The organism is Alteromonas aestuariivivens (assembly GCF_003367475.1).
Classification (GTDB): domain Bacteria; phylum Pseudomonadota; class Gammaproteobacteria; order Enterobacterales; family Alteromonadaceae; genus Alteromonas; species Alteromonas aestuariivivens.
Window position 1 is genome coordinate 106,847 of sequence record NZ_QRHA01000009.1, and the last position, 17,093, is coordinate 123,939.

The following is a 17,093-nucleotide window of genomic DNA, read 5'->3' on the forward strand; positions in this document are numbered from 1 at the left end:
CTCAGAGGCGGGCGCTCAGTCTGGTACCCTGATCGATGGCGCGCTTGGCATCAAGTTCCAGCGCCTCATCAGCTCCGCCAATCAGGTGGTACGGCAAGTCCAGCCCCTCCACCAGTTCACGCAAAGGCTCCTGGCCGGCACAAATAACCACATTGTCCACGGGGAGCACCTTTACTTCGCCATTGAGCTGAATATGCAACCCTTCATCATCAATACAACGATACTCCACCCCTGGCAGCATTTTAACCCCTTTCATCAGCAAGCCGGCACGATGAGCCCAGCCAGTGGTTTTTCCAAGCCCGGCACCCACTTTGGACGATTTTCTCTGTAACAGATAGATGGTGCGCGGTGAAGGCTCAGGAGCTGGCTGCATTCCCTCTACACCGGCGCGATGTTGCAGGGTCATGTCAATTCCCCATTCCTTCATAAATGCCGCCACGTCCTGACTGGGTGACTGGCTGCCATGAGAAAGGTATTCTGCAGTATCAAATCCAATGCCCCCGGCACCAATAATGGCCACCTTATTGCCCACTGGTAATTTATCTTTAATTACCTGCAAGTATGTCAGAACTTTAGGGTGATCAATGCCCTTGATATCCGGGGTTCTGGGCAGGATCCCGGTCGCCAGAATCACTTCGTCAAACCCGCCACGGTTGAGTTCGTCGGCAGTAACCCGGGTGTTCAAATGCAGCGTTACACCAGTCAATTCAATCTGGCGGCCAAAATAACGCAGGGTTTCGTAGAATTCTTCCTTACCGGGGATCTGCTTGGCGATGTTGAATTGCCCACCAATCTCCGAACCGGCATCATACAAGGTTACATGATGCCCACGCCTGGCCGCCGTCACCGCGGCTGCCAGCCCTGCCGGCCCGGCTCCTACCACGGCTAACCGCTTGGGATACTCCGCCGGCTTTATCACCAGTTCCAGTTCATGGCAGGCTCTGGGATTAACCAGACAACTGGATATTTTGCCCTGGAATACGTGATCCAGGCAGGCCTGATTGCACCCAATGCAGGTATTGATCTCATCACTGCGTTGCTGCTCCGCTTTAAGCACAAACTCTGCGTCAGCCAGAAACGGTCTGGCCATGGAAACCATGTCCGCATCCCCCCTGGCCAGCACTTCTTCGGCCACTTCCGGTGTGTTGATGCGGTTGGAGGTAACAACGGGTATGGACAAGGCGTCGCGGAACTTGGCTGTTACCCAGGTAAAGGCCGCTCGAGGTACCTTGGTTGCTATCGTAGGAATGCGGGCTTCGTGCCATCCGATCCCGGTATTGATGATGGTTGCACCAGCCTGTTCAATTTGCTGGCCCAGCATCACAACTTCGTCATAACTCGAACCGCCTTCCACCAGATCGAGCATGGACAGACGATAGACAATAATAAACCGTTCACCAACCGCTTCCCGAACCCGGCGAACTACTTCAATGGGCAGACGGATTCGGTTTTCATACTCACCGCCCCACTTGTCATCACGCTGGTTGGTGCGGCGTACAATAAACTGGTTGAGGAAATACCCTTCAGACCCCATGATCTCAACCCCATCGTACCCGGCTTTCTGTGCCTGGGTGGCGGCAAAGACGAAATCCTCTATTTGCTTTTCAATTTCCTCGTCACTGAGCGCCTTGGGTTTGTATGGGTTGATGGGCGCCTGAATGGCCGAAGGCGCTACCAGCTTGTCGGTATAGGCATAACGGCCGGTATGCAGGATCTGCATGCAGATTTTTCCACCTTCGGCGTGCACCGCATCGGTCACCAGTCTGTGGTTAGCAACCGCTTTGTCTGAATCAAGACGGCGGGTCATCGGGTGAGTGGAGCCTTCTTCATTTGGGCCGATTCCCCCGGTAACAATCAGGCCCACGCCCCCTCTGGCCCGCTCAGCGTAAAACTCAGCCATCGCAATATGGCCTTTGGGAATATCCTCCAGCCCGGTATGCATGGAGCCCATAAGTACACGATTTTTTAACTGGGTGAAGCCCAAATCCAGCGGCTGAAATAAATGGGGATAGGTAGGGTGAGGCTGAGTAACTGAAGTCATATTGGATCAATCCTGTTGGTTGTCAGACTGACAATCCGGTGTTCGCCCTTTTGTCATCATTGGAATTGGCAAAACACCGGTAATTTTTAAACTAGACACTGTCAAGATAAAAGGCTATGTTGACAGTGTCAAGATAATTACCAGACAAATTCAGCAGACTATCAGTTAGAGGTTACATGACGGAGTCAATTCAGCGTTATCATCACGGCGATTTACAGGCCACCCTGCTTCAGGCCGCCACTCAGAGGCTGGAAACTCACGGCATTGACGGATTATCCTTAAGAAAACTGGCAGAAGATTTGGGTGTGTCCCGCACAGCCCCTTACCACCACTTTAAAGACAAAAACGCGCTGTTAAGCGCCATTGCAGCCCAGGGATTCGCACAATGGCATGATGTAGCAAAACAGATATTTGAGCAGCACGAAGTGCCTGCAGCAAAACGCCTTAGAGTATTCATCAAGAATTACATTGGCTTTGCCGCAGCTAACCCACAAATGTATGAACTTATGTTTGGCCGGACATTGTGGCAGCAGGGAGCCGCCAGCGAGGATCTGAAAAACGTTGCTTACCCCAGCTTTCAGTACCAGGTAGAGATGACACGCATGTGGCAACAGCATGAACTGTTGCCCAAAGAGCAGGACCCGGTTCGGCTTGCGCAGGTTACCTGGGGGACCTTGCATGGCATCGCCCGGTTGCTGATTGACGGCATCTATGCCGACAGCAGCCATATTGAAGAAATGTGCGACTGTGCCGCAGCGCTGTTCATCCAGCACAAAACTGATTGTTAGTCGTCGATCGGGGCTCTGACGCCGGCGTGACTTGCCTTGATAAAATCGGCTGCACGCTCTGCAATCATGGCCGTGGGTGCATTGGTATTCCCTCCTAACAACGAAGGCATTACTGAGGCATCCACTACCCGTAGCCCCGATACACCGCGGACCCGAAGCTGGTTGTCCACCACCGCCATAGGATCATTATCCGCCCCCATTTTACAGGTACCGATTGGGTGATAAATGGTTTCACTGCGTGCCCGGATAAAATCCAGTATTTGTTCATCCGTTTCAGCCTGGGCTCCGGGCAGCCTTTCCTTGCCCCGGAAAGGCGCAAAGGAGGGAGAATTTAAAATCTGGCGCGCCAGGCGAACGCCCTCAATCATAACCTTGCAATCGTCCTCTTCAGCGAGATAATTCGGATCAATTAAAGGGTGATCGGCGGGGTGGTTGCTTTGCAGGGTAATCGAACCCCGACTTTTGGGATACAAACAGCAAACGTGCAGCCCAAATCCGTAGCCGAACACCGACCGGCGGCCATGCTCCCGGAGTTTGGCCGGCAGAAAGTGAAATTGAATGTCCGGGCCGTTTTCAGCCAGACTGGAGCGCACAAATCCGCCCCCTTCTGCAATGTTTGAAGAAAAAATACCTTTGCGGCCAAACAGATAGTCAAAGCTGGCCTTGATGTATTGAGGCAGTGCTGACAAGGCAACAGCATACCCTTCATGAGCCTGGGAATTAAACTGAACAATCGCATCCAGATGGTCCTGAAGGTTTTGTCCAACTCCAGGTAAATCCACCAGAGCCAGAATCCCGTGCTCCTGAAGCGCTTCTTTTGGCCCAATTCCCGACAACATCAACAATTGAGGCGAGTTGATAGCCCCACCACTCAGTATTACTTCATGACGGGCATACAGGCGCCTGACTTTGCCTTTAAACCGAACCTGGACCCCTACCGCCCGGCGTTCCCTGAACAACACCCGCTCGGCCATCACCTGAGTAAGCACGGTCAGATTATTACGCCCGGTGGCCGGTTTAAGATACCCTTTGGCAGTCGAACACCGCTGGCCATTGATCTGGGTAACATCGTAGTACCCCAGGCCTTCGCGTTCTTCACGGTTAAAATCATCGAGTATTGGCAAATTCACCGATTGCGCAGCTTCCACAAAAGCGTCGGTTAACGGGCAGGTATGGCGCAGTTTATCAACATTCAGAGGGCCTCCAACCCCATGGTACTCATCCGCACCGCGGTAATAGTTTTCTGAACGCTTGAAATAGGGCAAAACCTGTTCAAAATCCCAGCCCCTGGCACCTTCGTTCGCCCAGCGATCGTAATCCTGATTTTGCCCCCGAATGTAACACATGGCATTCACAGAGCTGCTGCCACCCAGCGTTTTGCCTCTGGGCCAAAACAACTCCCGATCATATAGCTGAGCCTGAGGTGCTGTGTAATATCCCCATCCCAGGCTGCGGAACCTGCCCAAAAGAGACAAGCCAAAAGGAATATGAATCAAAGGGTTGTTATCCGGTGCCCCGGCTTCTATCAGGCAAACCGAAACCGTGGGGTTTTCAGATAACCGCGCTGCCAGCACGGCACCGGCCGAGCCGCCCCCTACGATGAGGTAATCGAATTTTTCCTGGGCTGTTTGCATATAATAGGTAACTTGTGGTTGAGGTTACTGCTCGTACCAGTTTATCAAAGTTTAATCAAATTCCGATAGCATAAAGTCACTGCTTCAGGCATTAGAGTTTCCCCGCCATTTAGGTTACATTCACACTACTGCCAGCATGTTAGGGCATCAATGAATCTGAACAGGGAGACTGGCCCATGAGGCTATTGCCTTGGCGCGATCGCCTCAAATTTCTGGTTGGCGTCAGCCTGATAAAAATGGGAAAACTCAAGTACGATAAGTTCAGCGCATCAGAACTATCACAGATGATTGAGCCTGCGTTTCCCCGTTCTCTTCCCGTCAAAATTCCTGTGGGGAGCGCCGAACTGACTCTGTTGCGGGGTGAAATCACCCTTCCCCAAAACTCCAATCAGGTCCAACTTCAGTCTCTGGCGGCACTTAAAATTTCCTGGATGGGCACTCCGCTGTACCGGGCGCACCTCGTTATTGGCATTACCGTAAAACCGGACTATGACACAGCGAAATGCGCAGTTAACGTTACCGCTCCAACCATCAGCGCCATCCAGCTTATCAATGATGAATATGCGCTTCTGAAGGATACCCGGGGACTGATAAGCAGCATGCTGCCAAAAGGGCTGGGTAACCTTTTACGCTTTCCATTTGAAAATGCCCTGAACGTCATCTCTGCAGGCACTTCCGAGAAAACCCTAAACTATTTAAGCCTCTATTTATCCGGCAGCATGCAACGGGTGCTGGATTATCATCAGCCACAAATTCAGCAGGCTCTGGAACAGCAGCTGGACAAACTGCAGCCCAGTTATACTCTGCAGGAAAATCACTGGCGCGAGCAACTGTTTCGTTGCTACGGCAAATTGGTGTCAGTGGATGAAGGCGAATTACGCTTTTGGTTTTGAAACTCCCTGTTCAGTGTTCACTGACGATAGATATCGGCATTTGTTCAAGGTGCTCACCAATATCTGCAATACTCAGGCTTGGGTCATCCACGCTGGCTTCCAGCATATCAAATGCCTCACTGAAATATTCTGCCAATGGCTGTAAGGATTTAATCGACTTATTACAACACACCAAGCCCACGTTTGCCGTTCCCGCATAGGTCATCAACGTAATATTAACGCCCCCACCTGGGGTCATGGTTGAAATTGGGTAGCAGGACAAAAGCTTGCTGTCCTTGAAATATCGGTAATCTTTCGGCCCCGGAATATTCGAAACCAGAATGTTGCCGATGGGCTTGACCCAATCTGACACATGACACCACTCAAAGAGCTGAGCAAAAAACTGAATCACTATGGTATACGCACTGAACGCCCCGGGTGTTGCACGCTGAGCAGCGTATTTAACAATACGGTGATTGATAATGATTTGTCTCAGCCGTAAATACGGATCCTGATCACCGTGAGCCAGCTGTACCGGTACAATAGCAATCTTATTGCCAGTGGTTTTCTCCCCTGGTTTGCGCAAATTAATCGGCATATTGGTGTACAGTGCCTTGCGGAACACATGGCCGTGGTCCTGCAGGAGCCTGTGCACACCAATATCAAAAGCACATAGCAAAATCTCATTGGCTGACGCCCGGGTACGGCGGCTGAGCGCTTTGACCCGGGTAAAATCGAGATCCATAGTAGCTACAGCCCTGCCCTCTTTAACCTGCCCGGTAAGCACGGTTTTCGTGCCTGAAAAAGGTACCGGCATATAGTGCGGGTTAATGTGAACCAGTTTGAGCAACAAACGGATAAAGATCACTGATAAATCTCTTATCATCAGCAGGTTGTTCCAGATCCCCTGCCACAGACGGGTTCGGAATTTTTCCCTCGGTTTGCGGGTGCGTTGACGCTTCATAGCCCAAACCGGCGTGAAACCCTGCTGTTTCGGCCTGGACATATAACCTGCCTGAAACCAGCGAACCAGTGTTGAGCCATCGCCGTACATATGGTGAACCCGTATGTAAATCGCATACTGCCGCGAAACACCATCATAAATAAAATGGTATTGCCACAGTGGCTTGTCGGGGTCCATTCTGGACTCATGCATCCGTGCTACAAAACTGTCCATGGCCCTGGCATCATTGATGTCTGCAACTTTGTGCAACTGCACATGGTACTGCATGTTCATATTTTTAACGGGTTGCAAACCCAGAGGGTACTTGAACAGGGCTTTAACCCGGCAGTTGAACGGTGAACATGCCTTGGAAAAGCTCTGCATTTCGGCGTGAAGTGCTACCACATACTGCACGGGATCGGCGCCCTCAGGCATTTCCAGTCTTTGCAGGCAAGCCACATGTTTCGGGTTCGCGTCAGAATCGGCCAGCCAAAAGCTTTTATCCAAAAAAGACAGTGTCTTGGCCATCAATTCCCCTCCTCAAGTCGCTGTTGCATCTGCGCACTGAATTGTGCCAACGAATGACTGTCAACGGCCCGTTGAATCTGCGTCTGGCTTTCAGGAGACAAGGTCAGACGGGGCTGTAAACAGGTGATTATCATTGAAAGTGTATGGTACCGCTGCGCGTCTTCATCTTCCCTGCTCTGCAATTGATCTAAGGTATAGGACTGGGTCAGAATCAGACACAATGAATCAACCAGAAGGCTTAGCCGGGAATCTTCAACGGCAAGCTCTGCATTTTTTATCAACCAGGTCAGTATGCCAGTCAACTGCATCTGAAGTGCCCCTACCAGCTGCCTCTGGCGCTTTTTTATTGTGGGGTATTTCTCTGCCAGGTCTGCAGGGCATCGGTATAAAAATCGAAACAGCTGGAATTTTTCAACCAGCATGTAGAGGTAATAAAACAGATCTTCCGCGCCTACCTGCTGCTGGAGCTTAGTTGCCAATAGTGGCATAACCTGCTGGCGGTGAAGCTCCACGAGGGCATCAACAATCACTTCCTTGCCCTTGAAGTGGTAATACAGATTGCCCGGACTGATATCCAGTTCCATGGCAATATCAACACTGGTGACGTTATTTTCACCATGATCATTAAATAACGTCAGCGCAGTCAGTAGAATCCTTTCTGCTGTTTTCATGCTTGTATCACCAAATGAGGTAGAGTTGTGCTATACCTGCCAGTAATCCCAGCATGGCCCCGGTTACAATCAGTTTCCATTCATCCTGCTGATACGCTGGCCGCAATACGCCTTCAAATTCCTCCGATGACAATGCCTGCATCCGGGCGCAGAGATCAGCGCCCACATTCAGCGCTTCATTGGCATAATCGTAGGCATAAAGCAGGTACTTCTCCGAATTGTCAAAAATCTGCTTAACGGCCAGCGACTTCATTCTGTAATAGTTGTCAGAGCCCACTCCTAGAGCGAAATAGGGTTGGGCCACAGCGACATAACGTTCAATGGCGTCATTTACGTGCAATTCAATAAGTTCCAGTAACTGTGCCGAGCCGGAACCGTGCAGGATGACATGGGTAATATTGCGGGGATTGATCAGCTTCTGTTCGATGATTTCCGAATATACCCTGGACACTTCCCCCTGTCGTTTCAGAAACATTCCCTGAATCGTTACAGGGCCAAATTTATGGGGGTTCTTGGGTTCAAAAATAATTTTAATCGCAATCCAGTTGGTCGCGTAACCAACAATCAGGCCACCCAGTGGCAACAACCACCAGGCCTGAAAATAATGCCACAAAATCATGGTCGGCAAACCGAACAAAAAACCAAAATAAAAGCCGGAACGCACTATAAACGGAAACTCCCGCGCACCGGCGGTGAGAAAAATCTCGTTGATGAGCTCAGGCGAATTTACAAGCTGTTCAACCACCAGTTCCTTGATGTCGAGAATTTCGTTCACGTTATGCTGAAAGTCATCAACCATTTTGTGCACAACGTTGGGAATGTCGTTTTCGATGCGACGGTAAACCAGATTTTTTCCCTGAACCGGCATGGACGCCCACAGCTGAGGCGCAGACTCCTGCATCACATCATTGACAATTTTACGGATAACCTGCTTAAGCCGCCTTTGAATGGCCTGGGTCAGTGCTCCGGCGTCCAGGCGCCGGGCCAGTTCCTCAACGCTCAGCAGCTTGCCAAGCACCAGCTCAACTTCAATTTCGGCCATTTGGCGCCGTTTGGCCGGAATCAACCCCTGCCAGCCAAAAATGGGTTTAATCCCGACAAATTCTATAGGGAAGAACATCATTTTCACTGCCAGATAATTGGTCCCCCAGCCAACAATGGCACTGATCAACGGGATCGTCAGCAAGGTCAGTGTGTGAATATTCCATTCCATGAGCGCGCGTGGTTGCTTGTTGTTTGTGGTTATACAGGTTCAGGCTACTGATCGAACGAGCAATAATCAACGTTTTTGATTAGGAGCCGCGAACTAAAGCCGCATTACGCCCGCTTTGGCAAAAAATTGGGTAGTGCTTTCTAGAATCATTTTTTACACTGAGTGTCACAATGTTGCAGGCCCCTAAAAAATTAGGGTAAGCCGCACAATCCTGCAACTTGCTGTTATCGCCAGTCTGCCTAATGAGGTACTGAATGCCGCTGTTTAACCGTCAGCTTCACGAAATCGAAAACGTACTCGCCAACGCTCTTAATTATCAGGAGTATAAAGAAGCGTGTCTGGCCCATGATGCACTCTCCGGTGCGGATGAATGGAAAGAAAAAGATCCCTGCCGGGATTACGATTACCGACTGATTCGCAAACGCGTACAGCGCATGCAAATTGCCCGAAGCAACGGAGATGGCCAGGCACTGATGTCCATTCTTCATGAAGGGCTGCACGGTAACCTGGGTAATATTGCCGCACCTGAACTCATTGGGCATTGCCTGATTGGAACCAAACGGCTGATAGAAACTTTTATCAACGAGGTTGTTACAGCCCTGGACTTTATCTACCAGTCCGACGAGCGGCAGGTGGATTTTTATCAGAAACTGTGGTTTTTTGAAGAGACCGCCCACGCTTTCGGGCGCAGTTGCCTGATGCTTTCAGGCGGAGCCGGACTGGGATTTTTCCACTGTGGCGTCGTAAAGTCCCTGAATGAGCGAAACCTCCTTCCCACGGTAATTTCCGGGGCCAGTGCGGGTTCAATCATAGCCGCCATGTTGGGCACTCGAACCCATGACGAATTACTGGAATCATTGAGCGCTGAGTTTATTTTTGAAAATTTCAAAGGCTGGCGCACATGGTCGGGATTTGGCAAAAAAGGCCTGTTCGACAGCAAGGCGCTTGAGAACACTCTCATCTCGCTGTTTGATCTGACTACCTTTGAAGAAGCGTTTCAGAAAACCGGGCGCCACGTAACAGTATCTGTTTCCCCGGCGGACTTGCATCAGCACTCGCGCCTGCTGAACGCCAAAACATCGCCAAACGCTATCATTACCCAGGCAGTTCGGGCTTCCTGTGCAGTACCGGTTGTGTTTAGCCCTGTTCAGTTAAGAGCCAAAACCCCCCAGGGAGATATCGTTCCCTATATCCCGAACAGGCGGTTTGCTGACGGCTCGCTGATGGCGGATTTGCCCTTTGACCGACTGGCCCGGCTCTATGGCGTCAATCACAGTATCGTAAGCCAAACCAACCCTCTGGCAGTGCCTTTTCTTTCCGGCAACCGAATCAACCCGGCCACCCTATCCGGGCTGACGATGCGATATCTGGGGCAAATTGCCAAGACCAACAGTATCTATGCGTTTGACATTCTGGAGCGTCTGGTCGGAAACAAGGGTGCCAAGCTGGCAATCCACAAAGTTCGCTCCATCATCGATCAGCAGTATGTCGGCAATATCAATATCCTGCCTGAAAAACAACTGCGCAATCTGGCTCAAGTATTGGCCAATCCGTCCCTCCAAAGTATTCAACGGTTGATCAGCAGCGGTGAGCGAGCTACCTGGCCTCAGTTGGATGTTATAGAAAGAAATACAAAAATAAGCGAAACTTTGCGATATTATCTTGCTTCGCTGAAAAAACGTGAAGCCCAGGTGTTAGGGCATAATCGTCTTACTGCAGTCCCGAACTTACGGGCGTAGTTTCAGGATTGAGGCTTGTTACCATCGTTGATCGGAGGTTGTGCAGTACAACGGGTGCTGGCAGGTAAAGAATTTGAGTAAAAAAATAAACAGTCCGGATAGCAATTACACCCAGCAAATTAAAAATATCATTGAGGTAGTATTTCCAAAAGACTCAGGCTTTGGTTCCGTCTATGAAGATGCCCGGCATTATTTCGGTGTTACCCCGTCACTGATAGATGAAATACGGCAGTTGAAAGCACGAATTGACGACTACCAGGCCGCCGATAAAAATACGCCGCTGGTTGATGAGTTGAAAAGGAAGCTGAAAACCTGTCGTGCAAAACTCGAAGACGAGCGAATTGCGCGATTGCATCGAATTCGCCAGATTGCGCTTCAGATCCTAGAACTCAGTGAAGGCGATACGTACGAAGAAACTCAACACCTCAGTGCTAAATTTCTGGGTACCATCATGCTCACCACACGTGGCGCAGTGCCCAATTTTCAGCGCTATCACCAAAGATTGAAACCACTTTATAAAGTGGTGCTGGGTTTGCGTCTGACCGATAAGCTGATTGCGGATGAAATCATCAGTCACCCCTATCTGTTTAACTATCGGGAAGCACTCAGTCGATATCAGGGAAATCGTCACTGGCGTGAACGCTGGCAGGAGGAAGTGGCCATTCCTTTAGTCATGGGCGCCCTATTACAGGACATTGGCCTGCAAAGCCCAACCGCACTGGATATCCTGCATGGAGAAGACCGTGACAAAGATGAATTTCGGGTGCTCGACAACGACGAACGAAAACGTCTGCTCAAACTCAACTATCACTACACTCTCGACTATCTGAAGAATGGTTTGGGGATCCCGGGCTATGTCGGCAATGACCGTACCGAGCGTGATGCCTTTATTGCCCGCCACAAAGCGGCCAACGAATTTATGATTGAAGTGGTTAAAGACGCCTTTGTGTCAAAATCAGGCATTGGGGAACTGCTGAAAATTCCACAGATTTACGTTTCTATTTTACTGTCTACCAAACCGGATTACTCGCGTAAATCGCTGCCAAAAGGCTATATGCTAATTGAGCAACTGGCTAAGAAAGGGTCGCTTAACGCAGCCCTGGCAGAAGCCTTTATAAAGATTGTTGGTTATTTCCCACAGGGTTTTGGCATCACCTACATTCCCCGTAACGAAAAAGGTTTTGAGCGGGAACAGTACGAGTGTGCGATTGTCACGCAGCTTAACCCGGAACATCCTGCTGAACCGGTATGCCGCGCAGTTACTCGAAACCTCACCTATATTTCATCTGGTGGTGACGAAGTTATCAGACGCTCAAGCAATCTTTTCTTTCCGGCAAACCGAAAAAAACTGATGCGCATTGGCCGTGAGCGGCTGCAGGAAATCATGAGCCTGCTTTCCAAAGATTTTAATCCGGAAGACGTTGACGAACTCATCCCCAGCTATTGGGAACCAAGTAACTTTTTTGCAACCAAAAAGCACCAAAACTTGTGGAACAAGGGTTAAATAAAGGCATTCTCGAAAAGCCTTTTTCGTGACTTAGCCCAAACTAAGCTGAGTCCCCTTCTCCTTTTGACGACGCCTTAGATGCAGGGCCGGTTGTAGATGACTTGCGGCTGGCCGTGGTTTTTCGGGTTGCGCTTGCACGGCGAGTGGTCGTTTTTTTTGCCTCCGGAGCACTACCAGACAGTTTAGGAGTAGTTCCCGACTCTGCGTTCTCTGCGACTTTTTTTGCTGTGGATGTCTTACGTTTTGCTACAGATGAAACTTTGGTCTGGCGCTTTTTTTCCAGTGCCTGTTTGGCTGCGAGCAAGGCAACCTGTTCCACTAACAGATCGACTTTTGCAGACAGCAGTGCCAGTTTTTGTTCTCGCCTGGAAACGGATTTCTTCAAACCGGGAACCAGAGCACGCAATGGATTGGTCATAATTAAATCCTGGATGGTATGTACAAATGATGAGGGTTTTAACGTCATCCTGAGTTGCGCATCAATAGCCTCACCGCGGTGCTGAAGCTCATCAAGAAGTTCATGGGAAGCGTTAATTTTTGTATTCACGACCTCCGTGAAATACGCCAGGCGGGCGGCAACCAGGTCAGCCCCAGCTCCCACCCAGCCAGCAAGCGGTGAGCTCTGTTTATCTTCTTTGGCCATCAATGACTCCATTCTGCCCAATTCATATAAACGGCTCCGTTACGAGTTGCCGTAACGAAAGGCTTTGCCTGTCAGAACAGGAAAAGCCATTGCCGCGACAGGTTTTACTTTTCTGCAGCCAGTTTGGCAACCGCGTCAGTCAATGCATCAACCTTGGCAGAAAGTTCTTCGATCTTCTGATCAGAGTGATCAACATCCAGACCTAATTTTTTACGCACTTCACTAACTCTGGACTCAACATCACTGGTGGTTTCTTTCAGCTTGGATTTAGCTCCGTCTTCCAGAGACTCACCTTTTTTCACTAACTCATCGAACATCTTGCTCGCTTCAGCGGACAGCTTTTCGTAACGGCCCGTTGCTTCTTCAACACTTTTGCCGTAAGCGCCCAAACCGGCTAACCAAATTTTGCGGGCAAACTCTTCAGCTTCAGAAAATTTAGATTTAATTGCTTCAGTTTTCGTGGCCATGGGATTTCCTCCTGGTATTGGAATTCACTAAACTGAGGTCAGGTTATTCATTTAAATTAGAAATCGCATACTAATTAATCAGGATAGTTAGGGCCTGTTGATCTTTGGTGTTCAATTTTGCAGCGAATTGTCATGCATTTATGCAAGGCAGAGACTGTGAAGTGTAGTCATCTACATGAACAGTCTCTAACGCAGCAGAAAAGCACGACAAACGCTGCCTTTCGGGTTCACTCTGAGTGATTCCAGTGCTGCGTTGTTCGCCATATACTTAGCTGACTAAGCTTCATGGCTCTCGTCTTGCCCTGAAATCACTCAGAGAGAACAAATTTCGAACAGCAAAGATCAACGGGCCCTAGCCTTAAATCCGCACCCTATGCTTTATTACTTCATCGAGTGCAAACCAAGAGTGTTGCCCTCTGAATCTTTTACCAGTGAAATAAAGCCATATTCACCAATTGCCATCTTGGCTCGAACTACCGACCCGCCCGATTGAGGAACCCTGCTCTCCTCAACTGCACAGTCCTCACAGGAAAAATAAACAATAATACTGTTCCCACCTGCGGGATAGCCCGGCATTCTGACCAAGGCTCCAGTGGCACCATAGGATTCCATATCGGAAGGAAAGGTCCACATTTCCAGGCCGTCGTCCGTTGGGTCCATCAAAGACTCAAACGTGACATTAAAAACACTTTCGTAAAAAGACCTGGCTCTTTGCATATCTTCAACATAGATTTCGAACCAGCCCACCGGGTTTGACGCCATCTTTCTACCCTCTCAAATTAATGCAAAATTCCACCCTGCCTGGCATGCAAAGCAATTTTATGTGCCAGGACTTGCGCACGTTATTCAACTATAGAGCACATAGGATGCGGGTGCCGTATAATTTGACAGGCAAAAAAAAACCTCAGCAACTGAGGTCTTTTCGTCGTTTAAATTTAATCAACCAAATCTTTGGGCATCTGGTCCCTAACCTGCTGCCATACCTTTCCACTTTCAATACCGTAATTACGGATAAGCAGTGGAACTGCTTCATAGTCTCCCTGTTCGGCGACCGTCAACAATTCCTGATAAAAATTGCGCGCTACATCCCTGGCTGCCTGATGGGAAAAGAAGTATCCACCGATACGGGAGTACAACCCCCTGAAACCGTTCATCATGAGGACAAACACATTGTTATTTGATGCCAGTGCCAAATCATGGTTCATTTGATAATCGAACTGGGCAAATGCAAGACCGTCCTCTTCGACGTCTTTGTATCGGGCAATGATTTCGGCGGACTCTTTTGGATTGTTTCTGATGGCTCCGCGAATGAAAACAGCGCTCAGATTGGTTCGTGCAGCAAGCAAATTGTCAACCAGTTCAGGGATACCTTCCTGGTCCAAACGAGCTAACGTTTCCAGAATATTTAACCCGCAGGTTTCCCAGAAATTGTTCACCTTGGTAGGTTTACCGTGCTGAATCGTCAACCAGCCATCTCTGGCCAGCCGCTGAAGGACTTCGCGCAGCGTAGTTCGGGTCACGCCGATCAACTCCGATAATTCGCGCTCCGCTGGTAAAATGGTTCCCGGTGGGAAACGGCCGCTCCAAATGGATTCGACAATATATTCCTCAGCAAAACCCGCTGGGCTCTGGGCCTTATAAATCATCATTATCTCGCCTGCACGTTCTTATTTTTCAAACTGATTGTACCAGATGAAAATTCTAATACACAAACTAATAATAGCTAATATACGTATTAACTTTGCTGCTAAAGTTGCCAAACGTAGTGCTATCAACGTTATCAATGCTGTTAGTTGAAATACCAACCTAGTGCATCTTAATTTGCGATAAGACAGCAAATTCCTTTTTGCTTAACTCTGCATTAGGAAGGCGTGATTTATACAGAGTTACAAATCCTTAAAAGCGAGAACCCAGTCAACAATCCGCATTCCCAGCAAACCGGATTGAATGTTTTTAGTAACCAAAAGGCCAGTAGTTAAGCCCCGGATACGACTTCGCTGTTCGCTAATCGCCTAAAACACAATGACTTTTCGAGTATATGCATCACAATACGGGATAAAAAACAAATTGGAAAGTGCATATTCTTAATAAACCGCTTTCTGAGGCTTGATTAGGGATCAGGCGGGGACAATGCCTGCCAGAAGGTGTTTTGTTCTTGACTGTCAACCACTCCACCGATAAAACAGCAAACAGATGGATTGAACCCTTCCAAATCAGGCATCAAATTCAAACTGTCAGTGCGATTCAGGTTAAAGCGCAAGCAATTGGCGTTGAAATGCCGTACTGTGTGTTGCCAATGGCTTTCTCAAGCGTTTTTTTTGCGGTAGGCTTAATCGCTTAAAAAATGTTTGCCGGAGAATTTCCGGTAAGAGCAAAACTTGAAATACGCATCGCAAAAACATAGCGATCAAAAAACAATCAAGTCGTCTATGCGCCTACATGTTGTAGAAGGATAACAAACCATGAACACTCTGCCTGTGGCTCTGTATCGAAATTTCCTCGGCCATGCTCCGGACTGGTATAAAAAAACCATCATCGCTTTTTTGATCCTCAACCCGTTTTTATTCATGGTTGACCCTTACATCGCAGGCTGGGCTCTGGTAATTGAGTTCATTTTTACCCTCGCAATGGCGCTTAAATGCTACCCTCTGCAACCTGGTGGTCTGTTGTTAATCGAGGCCATATTTATCGGTATGACATCCCCACAACATATGCTTCACGAGATTGAAGTCAATCTGGAAGTGCTGTTATTGCTGGTATTCATGGTTGCAGGGATTTATTTTATGAAAGACCTGCTGATGTTCCTGTTCACCAAACTGGTGATTCGGGTGCGTAACAAAATGGTTTTATCCCTGTCATTCATTTTCGCTTCGGCGTTTTTGTCTGCCTTTTTGGACGCACTTACCGTCGTTGCAGTCATTATTAGCGTAGGATTGGGCTTCTACACCATCTACCACAAGGTTGCATCCGGAAAGGAATTCCATCACGACCATGACCATACTCATGACGGGGGCGTAGAAGAACTAGGCAGGGACGACCTCGAAAACTTTCGCGCATTCTTACGCAACCTCATGATGCACTCTGCGGTGGGAACTGCATTGGGTGGGGTTATGACCATGGTGGGTGAACCACAAAACCTGATCATAGCCGATAAGGCTACGTGGGAATTTGGCGAATTTTTTCTGCGCATGTCCCCCATCACCATCCCCGTATTTGTGTGCGGATTACTGACTACCGTATTTTTGGAAAAAACCAAGCTGTTTGGCTATGGCGCACAGCTCCCCTCTGCAGTTCGTGCCATTCTGGTCGATTATGACTGCCATATGGACGATGAACGCACACCGAGAGACAAGGCCAGGCTTGCAGTGCAGGCCCTGATTGGTGTTTGGCTGGTTGTCGGGCTGGCAGGCCATTTTGCTTCTGTGGGGCTGATTGGGCTGTCCGTGATTGTTCTGGCTACCTCAATGAGTGGCATTATTGAAGAGCACGCATTGGGCAAAGCCTTTGAGGAAGCCCTGCCGTTTACGGCGCTGTTGTGTGTATTTTTTGGAGTTGTAGCCGTGATCATCGATCAGGGACTATTCAACCCGGTTATTCAGTGGGTATTGTCATTCGAAGGTAAAACCCAGCTGGTGATGTTTTATCTAGCCAATGGCGTGCTTTCAATGGTAAGTGACAACGTGTTTGTTGGCTCTGTTTACATTACCGAAGTAATGGCTGCACTGGAGCATGGACAAATCACCCGTGACCAGTTCGACCTGCTGGCCGTTGCCATTAACACAGGTACCAACCTGCCAAGCGTAGCTACCCCAAATGGACAGGCGGCTTTCCTGTTCCTGCTCACTTCAGCTATAGCACCGCTGTTGAGATTGTCCTATGGCCGTATGGTGGTAATGGCATTACCGTACACCGTTGTACTGACCCTTGTTGGTCTGGCAGCCACTTACTTTGGCCTGCTCGATGCAACGGATATGTTGTATGAAATGCACCTGATCAATCACCACAGCGCCTCCGCTGCCGGTGCAGTAGCTCACTAAAAGAAAGTAA

At 49.1% G+C, this 17,093-nt stretch carries 14 protein-coding genes; 5 read left to right on the top strand and 9 right to left on the bottom strand.

The window, feature by feature from the left end:
• Position 1: 1 nt before the first annotated feature.
• Positions 2 to 2,041: an NADPH-dependent 2,4-dienoyl-CoA reductase gene (locus DXV75_RS13120; protein ID WP_115593871.1), complete on the bottom strand. Its 2,040-nt coding sequence runs from the start codon at positions 2,039 to 2,041 to the stop codon at positions 2 to 4.
• A 176-nt stretch (positions 2,042 to 2,217) separates the two neighbouring features.
• Here DXV75_RS13120 and DXV75_RS13125 point away from each other — a divergent pair, with 176 nt between their 5' ends.
• Positions 2,218 to 2,829: a TetR/AcrR family transcriptional regulator gene (locus tag DXV75_RS13125; RefSeq protein ID WP_115593872.1), complete on the top strand. Its 612-nt coding sequence runs from the start codon at positions 2,218 to 2,220 to the stop codon at positions 2,827 to 2,829.
• Here the strand turns inward: DXV75_RS13125 and DXV75_RS13130 are convergent.
• Positions 2,826 to 4,463: a GMC family oxidoreductase gene (locus DXV75_RS13130; RefSeq protein ID WP_115593873.1), complete on the bottom strand. Its 1,638-nt coding sequence runs from the start codon at positions 4,461 to 4,463 to the stop codon at positions 2,826 to 2,828. The two genes, DXV75_RS13125 and DXV75_RS13130, sit on opposite strands and share 4 nt — an antisense overlap.
• Positions 4,464 to 4,639: 176 nt before the next feature.
• Here DXV75_RS13130 and DXV75_RS13135 point away from each other — a divergent pair, with 176 nt between their 5' ends.
• Positions 4,640 to 5,356, top strand: coding sequence for a DUF1439 domain-containing protein (locus tag DXV75_RS13135; RefSeq protein ID WP_115593874.1), 717 nt, complete (start codon positions 4,640 to 4,642; stop codon positions 5,354 to 5,356).
• 10 nt (positions 5,357 to 5,366) lie between these two features.
• Here DXV75_RS13135 and DXV75_RS13140 read toward each other — a convergent pair whose 3' ends face one another.
• Genes DXV75_RS13140 through DXV75_RS13150 form a run of 3 tightly spaced genes read right to left on the bottom strand, consistent with a single transcriptional unit; the run spans position 5,367 to position 8,690 of the window.
• Complete coding sequence (locus tag DXV75_RS13140; RefSeq protein ID WP_115593875.1) at positions 5,367 to 6,806, bottom strand: wax ester/triacylglycerol synthase domain-containing protein; 1,440 nt, start codon at positions 6,804 to 6,806, stop codon at positions 5,367 to 5,369.
• The gene (locus tag DXV75_RS13145; RefSeq protein WP_115593876.1) at positions 6,806 to 7,477 is read right to left on the bottom strand and encodes a TetR/AcrR family transcriptional regulator; all 672 of its coding nucleotides are present in this window, start codon (positions 7,475 to 7,477) and stop codon (positions 6,806 to 6,808) included. The genes DXV75_RS13140 and DXV75_RS13145 overlap by 1 nt, the downstream gene beginning before the upstream one ends.
• Before the next feature lie 7 nt (positions 7,478 to 7,484).
• A complete protein-coding gene (locus DXV75_RS13150) occupies positions 7,485 to 8,690 on the bottom strand; it encodes a DUF445 domain-containing protein (protein WP_115593877.1) in 1,206 nt (401 codons plus the stop codon).
• A gap of 254 nt (positions 8,691 to 8,944) precedes the next feature.
• Here DXV75_RS13150 and DXV75_RS13155 point away from each other — a divergent pair, with 254 nt between their 5' ends.
• Positions 8,945 to 10,429: a DUF3336 domain-containing protein gene (locus DXV75_RS13155; protein WP_115593878.1), complete on the top strand. Its 1,485-nt coding sequence runs from the start codon at positions 8,945 to 8,947 to the stop codon at positions 10,427 to 10,429.
• 73 nt (positions 10,430 to 10,502) lie between these two features.
• On the top strand, positions 10,503 to 11,933 hold the full coding sequence (locus DXV75_RS13160; protein ID WP_115593948.1) for a hypothetical protein: 1,431 nt from the start codon (positions 10,503 to 10,505) through the stop codon (positions 11,931 to 11,933).
• A 43-nt stretch (positions 11,934 to 11,976) separates the two neighbouring features.
• On the opposite strand, the gene DXV75_RS13165 is transcribed toward DXV75_RS13160, so the two are convergent.
• The 4 genes from DXV75_RS13165 to fadR all read right to left on the bottom strand — a co-directional run bounded on the left by DXV75_RS13165 (position 11,977) and on the right by fadR (position 14,692).
• The gene (locus DXV75_RS13165; RefSeq protein ID WP_115593879.1) at positions 11,977 to 12,579 is read right to left on the bottom strand and encodes a hypothetical protein; all 603 of its coding nucleotides are present in this window, start codon (positions 12,577 to 12,579) and stop codon (positions 11,977 to 11,979) included.
• Between the two features lie 104 nt (positions 12,580 to 12,683).
• Positions 12,684 to 13,046 carry a phasin-related domain-containing protein gene (locus tag DXV75_RS13170; protein WP_115593880.1) on the bottom strand — a complete coding sequence of 121 codons (363 nt, stop codon included), beginning with the start codon at positions 13,044 to 13,046 and terminating at the stop codon, positions 12,684 to 12,686.
• A gap of 381 nt (positions 13,047 to 13,427) precedes the next feature.
• Positions 13,428 to 13,808: a VOC family protein gene (locus DXV75_RS13175; RefSeq protein ID WP_115593881.1), complete on the bottom strand. Its 381-nt coding sequence runs from the start codon at positions 13,806 to 13,808 to the stop codon at positions 13,428 to 13,430.
• A gap of 173 nt (positions 13,809 to 13,981) precedes the next feature.
• Complete coding sequence (gene fadR, locus DXV75_RS13180; protein WP_115593949.1) at positions 13,982 to 14,692, bottom strand: fatty acid metabolism transcriptional regulator FadR; 711 nt, start codon at positions 14,690 to 14,692, stop codon at positions 13,982 to 13,984.
• 816 nt (positions 14,693 to 15,508) lie between these two features.
• Here fadR and nhaB point away from each other — a divergent pair.
• The gene (gene nhaB, locus DXV75_RS13190) at positions 15,509 to 17,083 is read left to right on the top strand and encodes a sodium/proton antiporter NhaB (RefSeq protein WP_115593883.1); all 1,575 of its coding nucleotides are present in this window, start codon (positions 15,509 to 15,511) and stop codon (positions 17,081 to 17,083) included.
• The last annotated feature ends 10 nt before the right edge of the window (positions 17,084 to 17,093 follow it).

Coding starts and splice junctions, on each gene's coding strand:
- fadR (WP_115593949.1), bottom strand. CDS start 14,692: ATGATTTATAAGGCCCAGAGCCCAGCGGGTTTTGCTGAGGAATATATT.
- DXV75_RS13130 (WP_115593873.1), bottom strand. CDS start 4,463: ATGCAAACAGCCCAGGAAAAATTCGATTACCTCATCGTAGGGGGCGGC.
- DXV75_RS13145 (WP_115593876.1), bottom strand. CDS start 7,477: ATGAAAACAGCAGAAAGGATTCTACTGACTGCGCTGACGTTATTTAAT.
- DXV75_RS13170 (WP_115593880.1), bottom strand. CDS start 13,046: ATGGCCACGAAAACTGAAGCAATTAAATCTAAATTTTCTGAAGCTGAA.
- DXV75_RS13150 (WP_115593877.1), bottom strand. CDS start 8,690: ATGGAATGGAATATTCACACACTGACCTTGCTGACGATCCCGTTGATC.
- DXV75_RS13125 (WP_115593872.1), top strand. CDS start 2,218: ATGACGGAGTCAATTCAGCGTTATCATCACGGCGATTTACAGGCCACC.
- DXV75_RS13140 (WP_115593875.1), bottom strand. CDS start 6,806: ATGGCCAAGACACTGTCTTTTTTGGATAAAAGCTTTTGGCTGGCCGAT.
- DXV75_RS13120 (WP_115593871.1), bottom strand. CDS start 2,041: ATGACTTCAGTTACTCAGCCTCACCCTACCTATCCCCATTTATTTCAG.
- DXV75_RS13135 (WP_115593874.1), top strand. CDS start 4,640: ATGAGGCTATTGCCTTGGCGCGATCGCCTCAAATTTCTGGTTGGCGTC.
- DXV75_RS13155 (WP_115593878.1), top strand. CDS start 8,945: ATGCCGCTGTTTAACCGTCAGCTTCACGAAATCGAAAACGTACTCGCC.
- DXV75_RS13165 (WP_115593879.1), bottom strand. CDS start 12,579: ATGGCCAAAGAAGATAAACAGAGCTCACCGCTTGCTGGCTGGGTGGGA.
- DXV75_RS13175 (WP_115593881.1), bottom strand. CDS start 13,808: ATGGCGTCAAACCCGGTGGGCTGGTTCGAAATCTATGTTGAAGATATG.
- nhaB (WP_115593883.1), top strand. CDS start 15,509: ATGAACACTCTGCCTGTGGCTCTGTATCGAAATTTCCTCGGCCATGCT.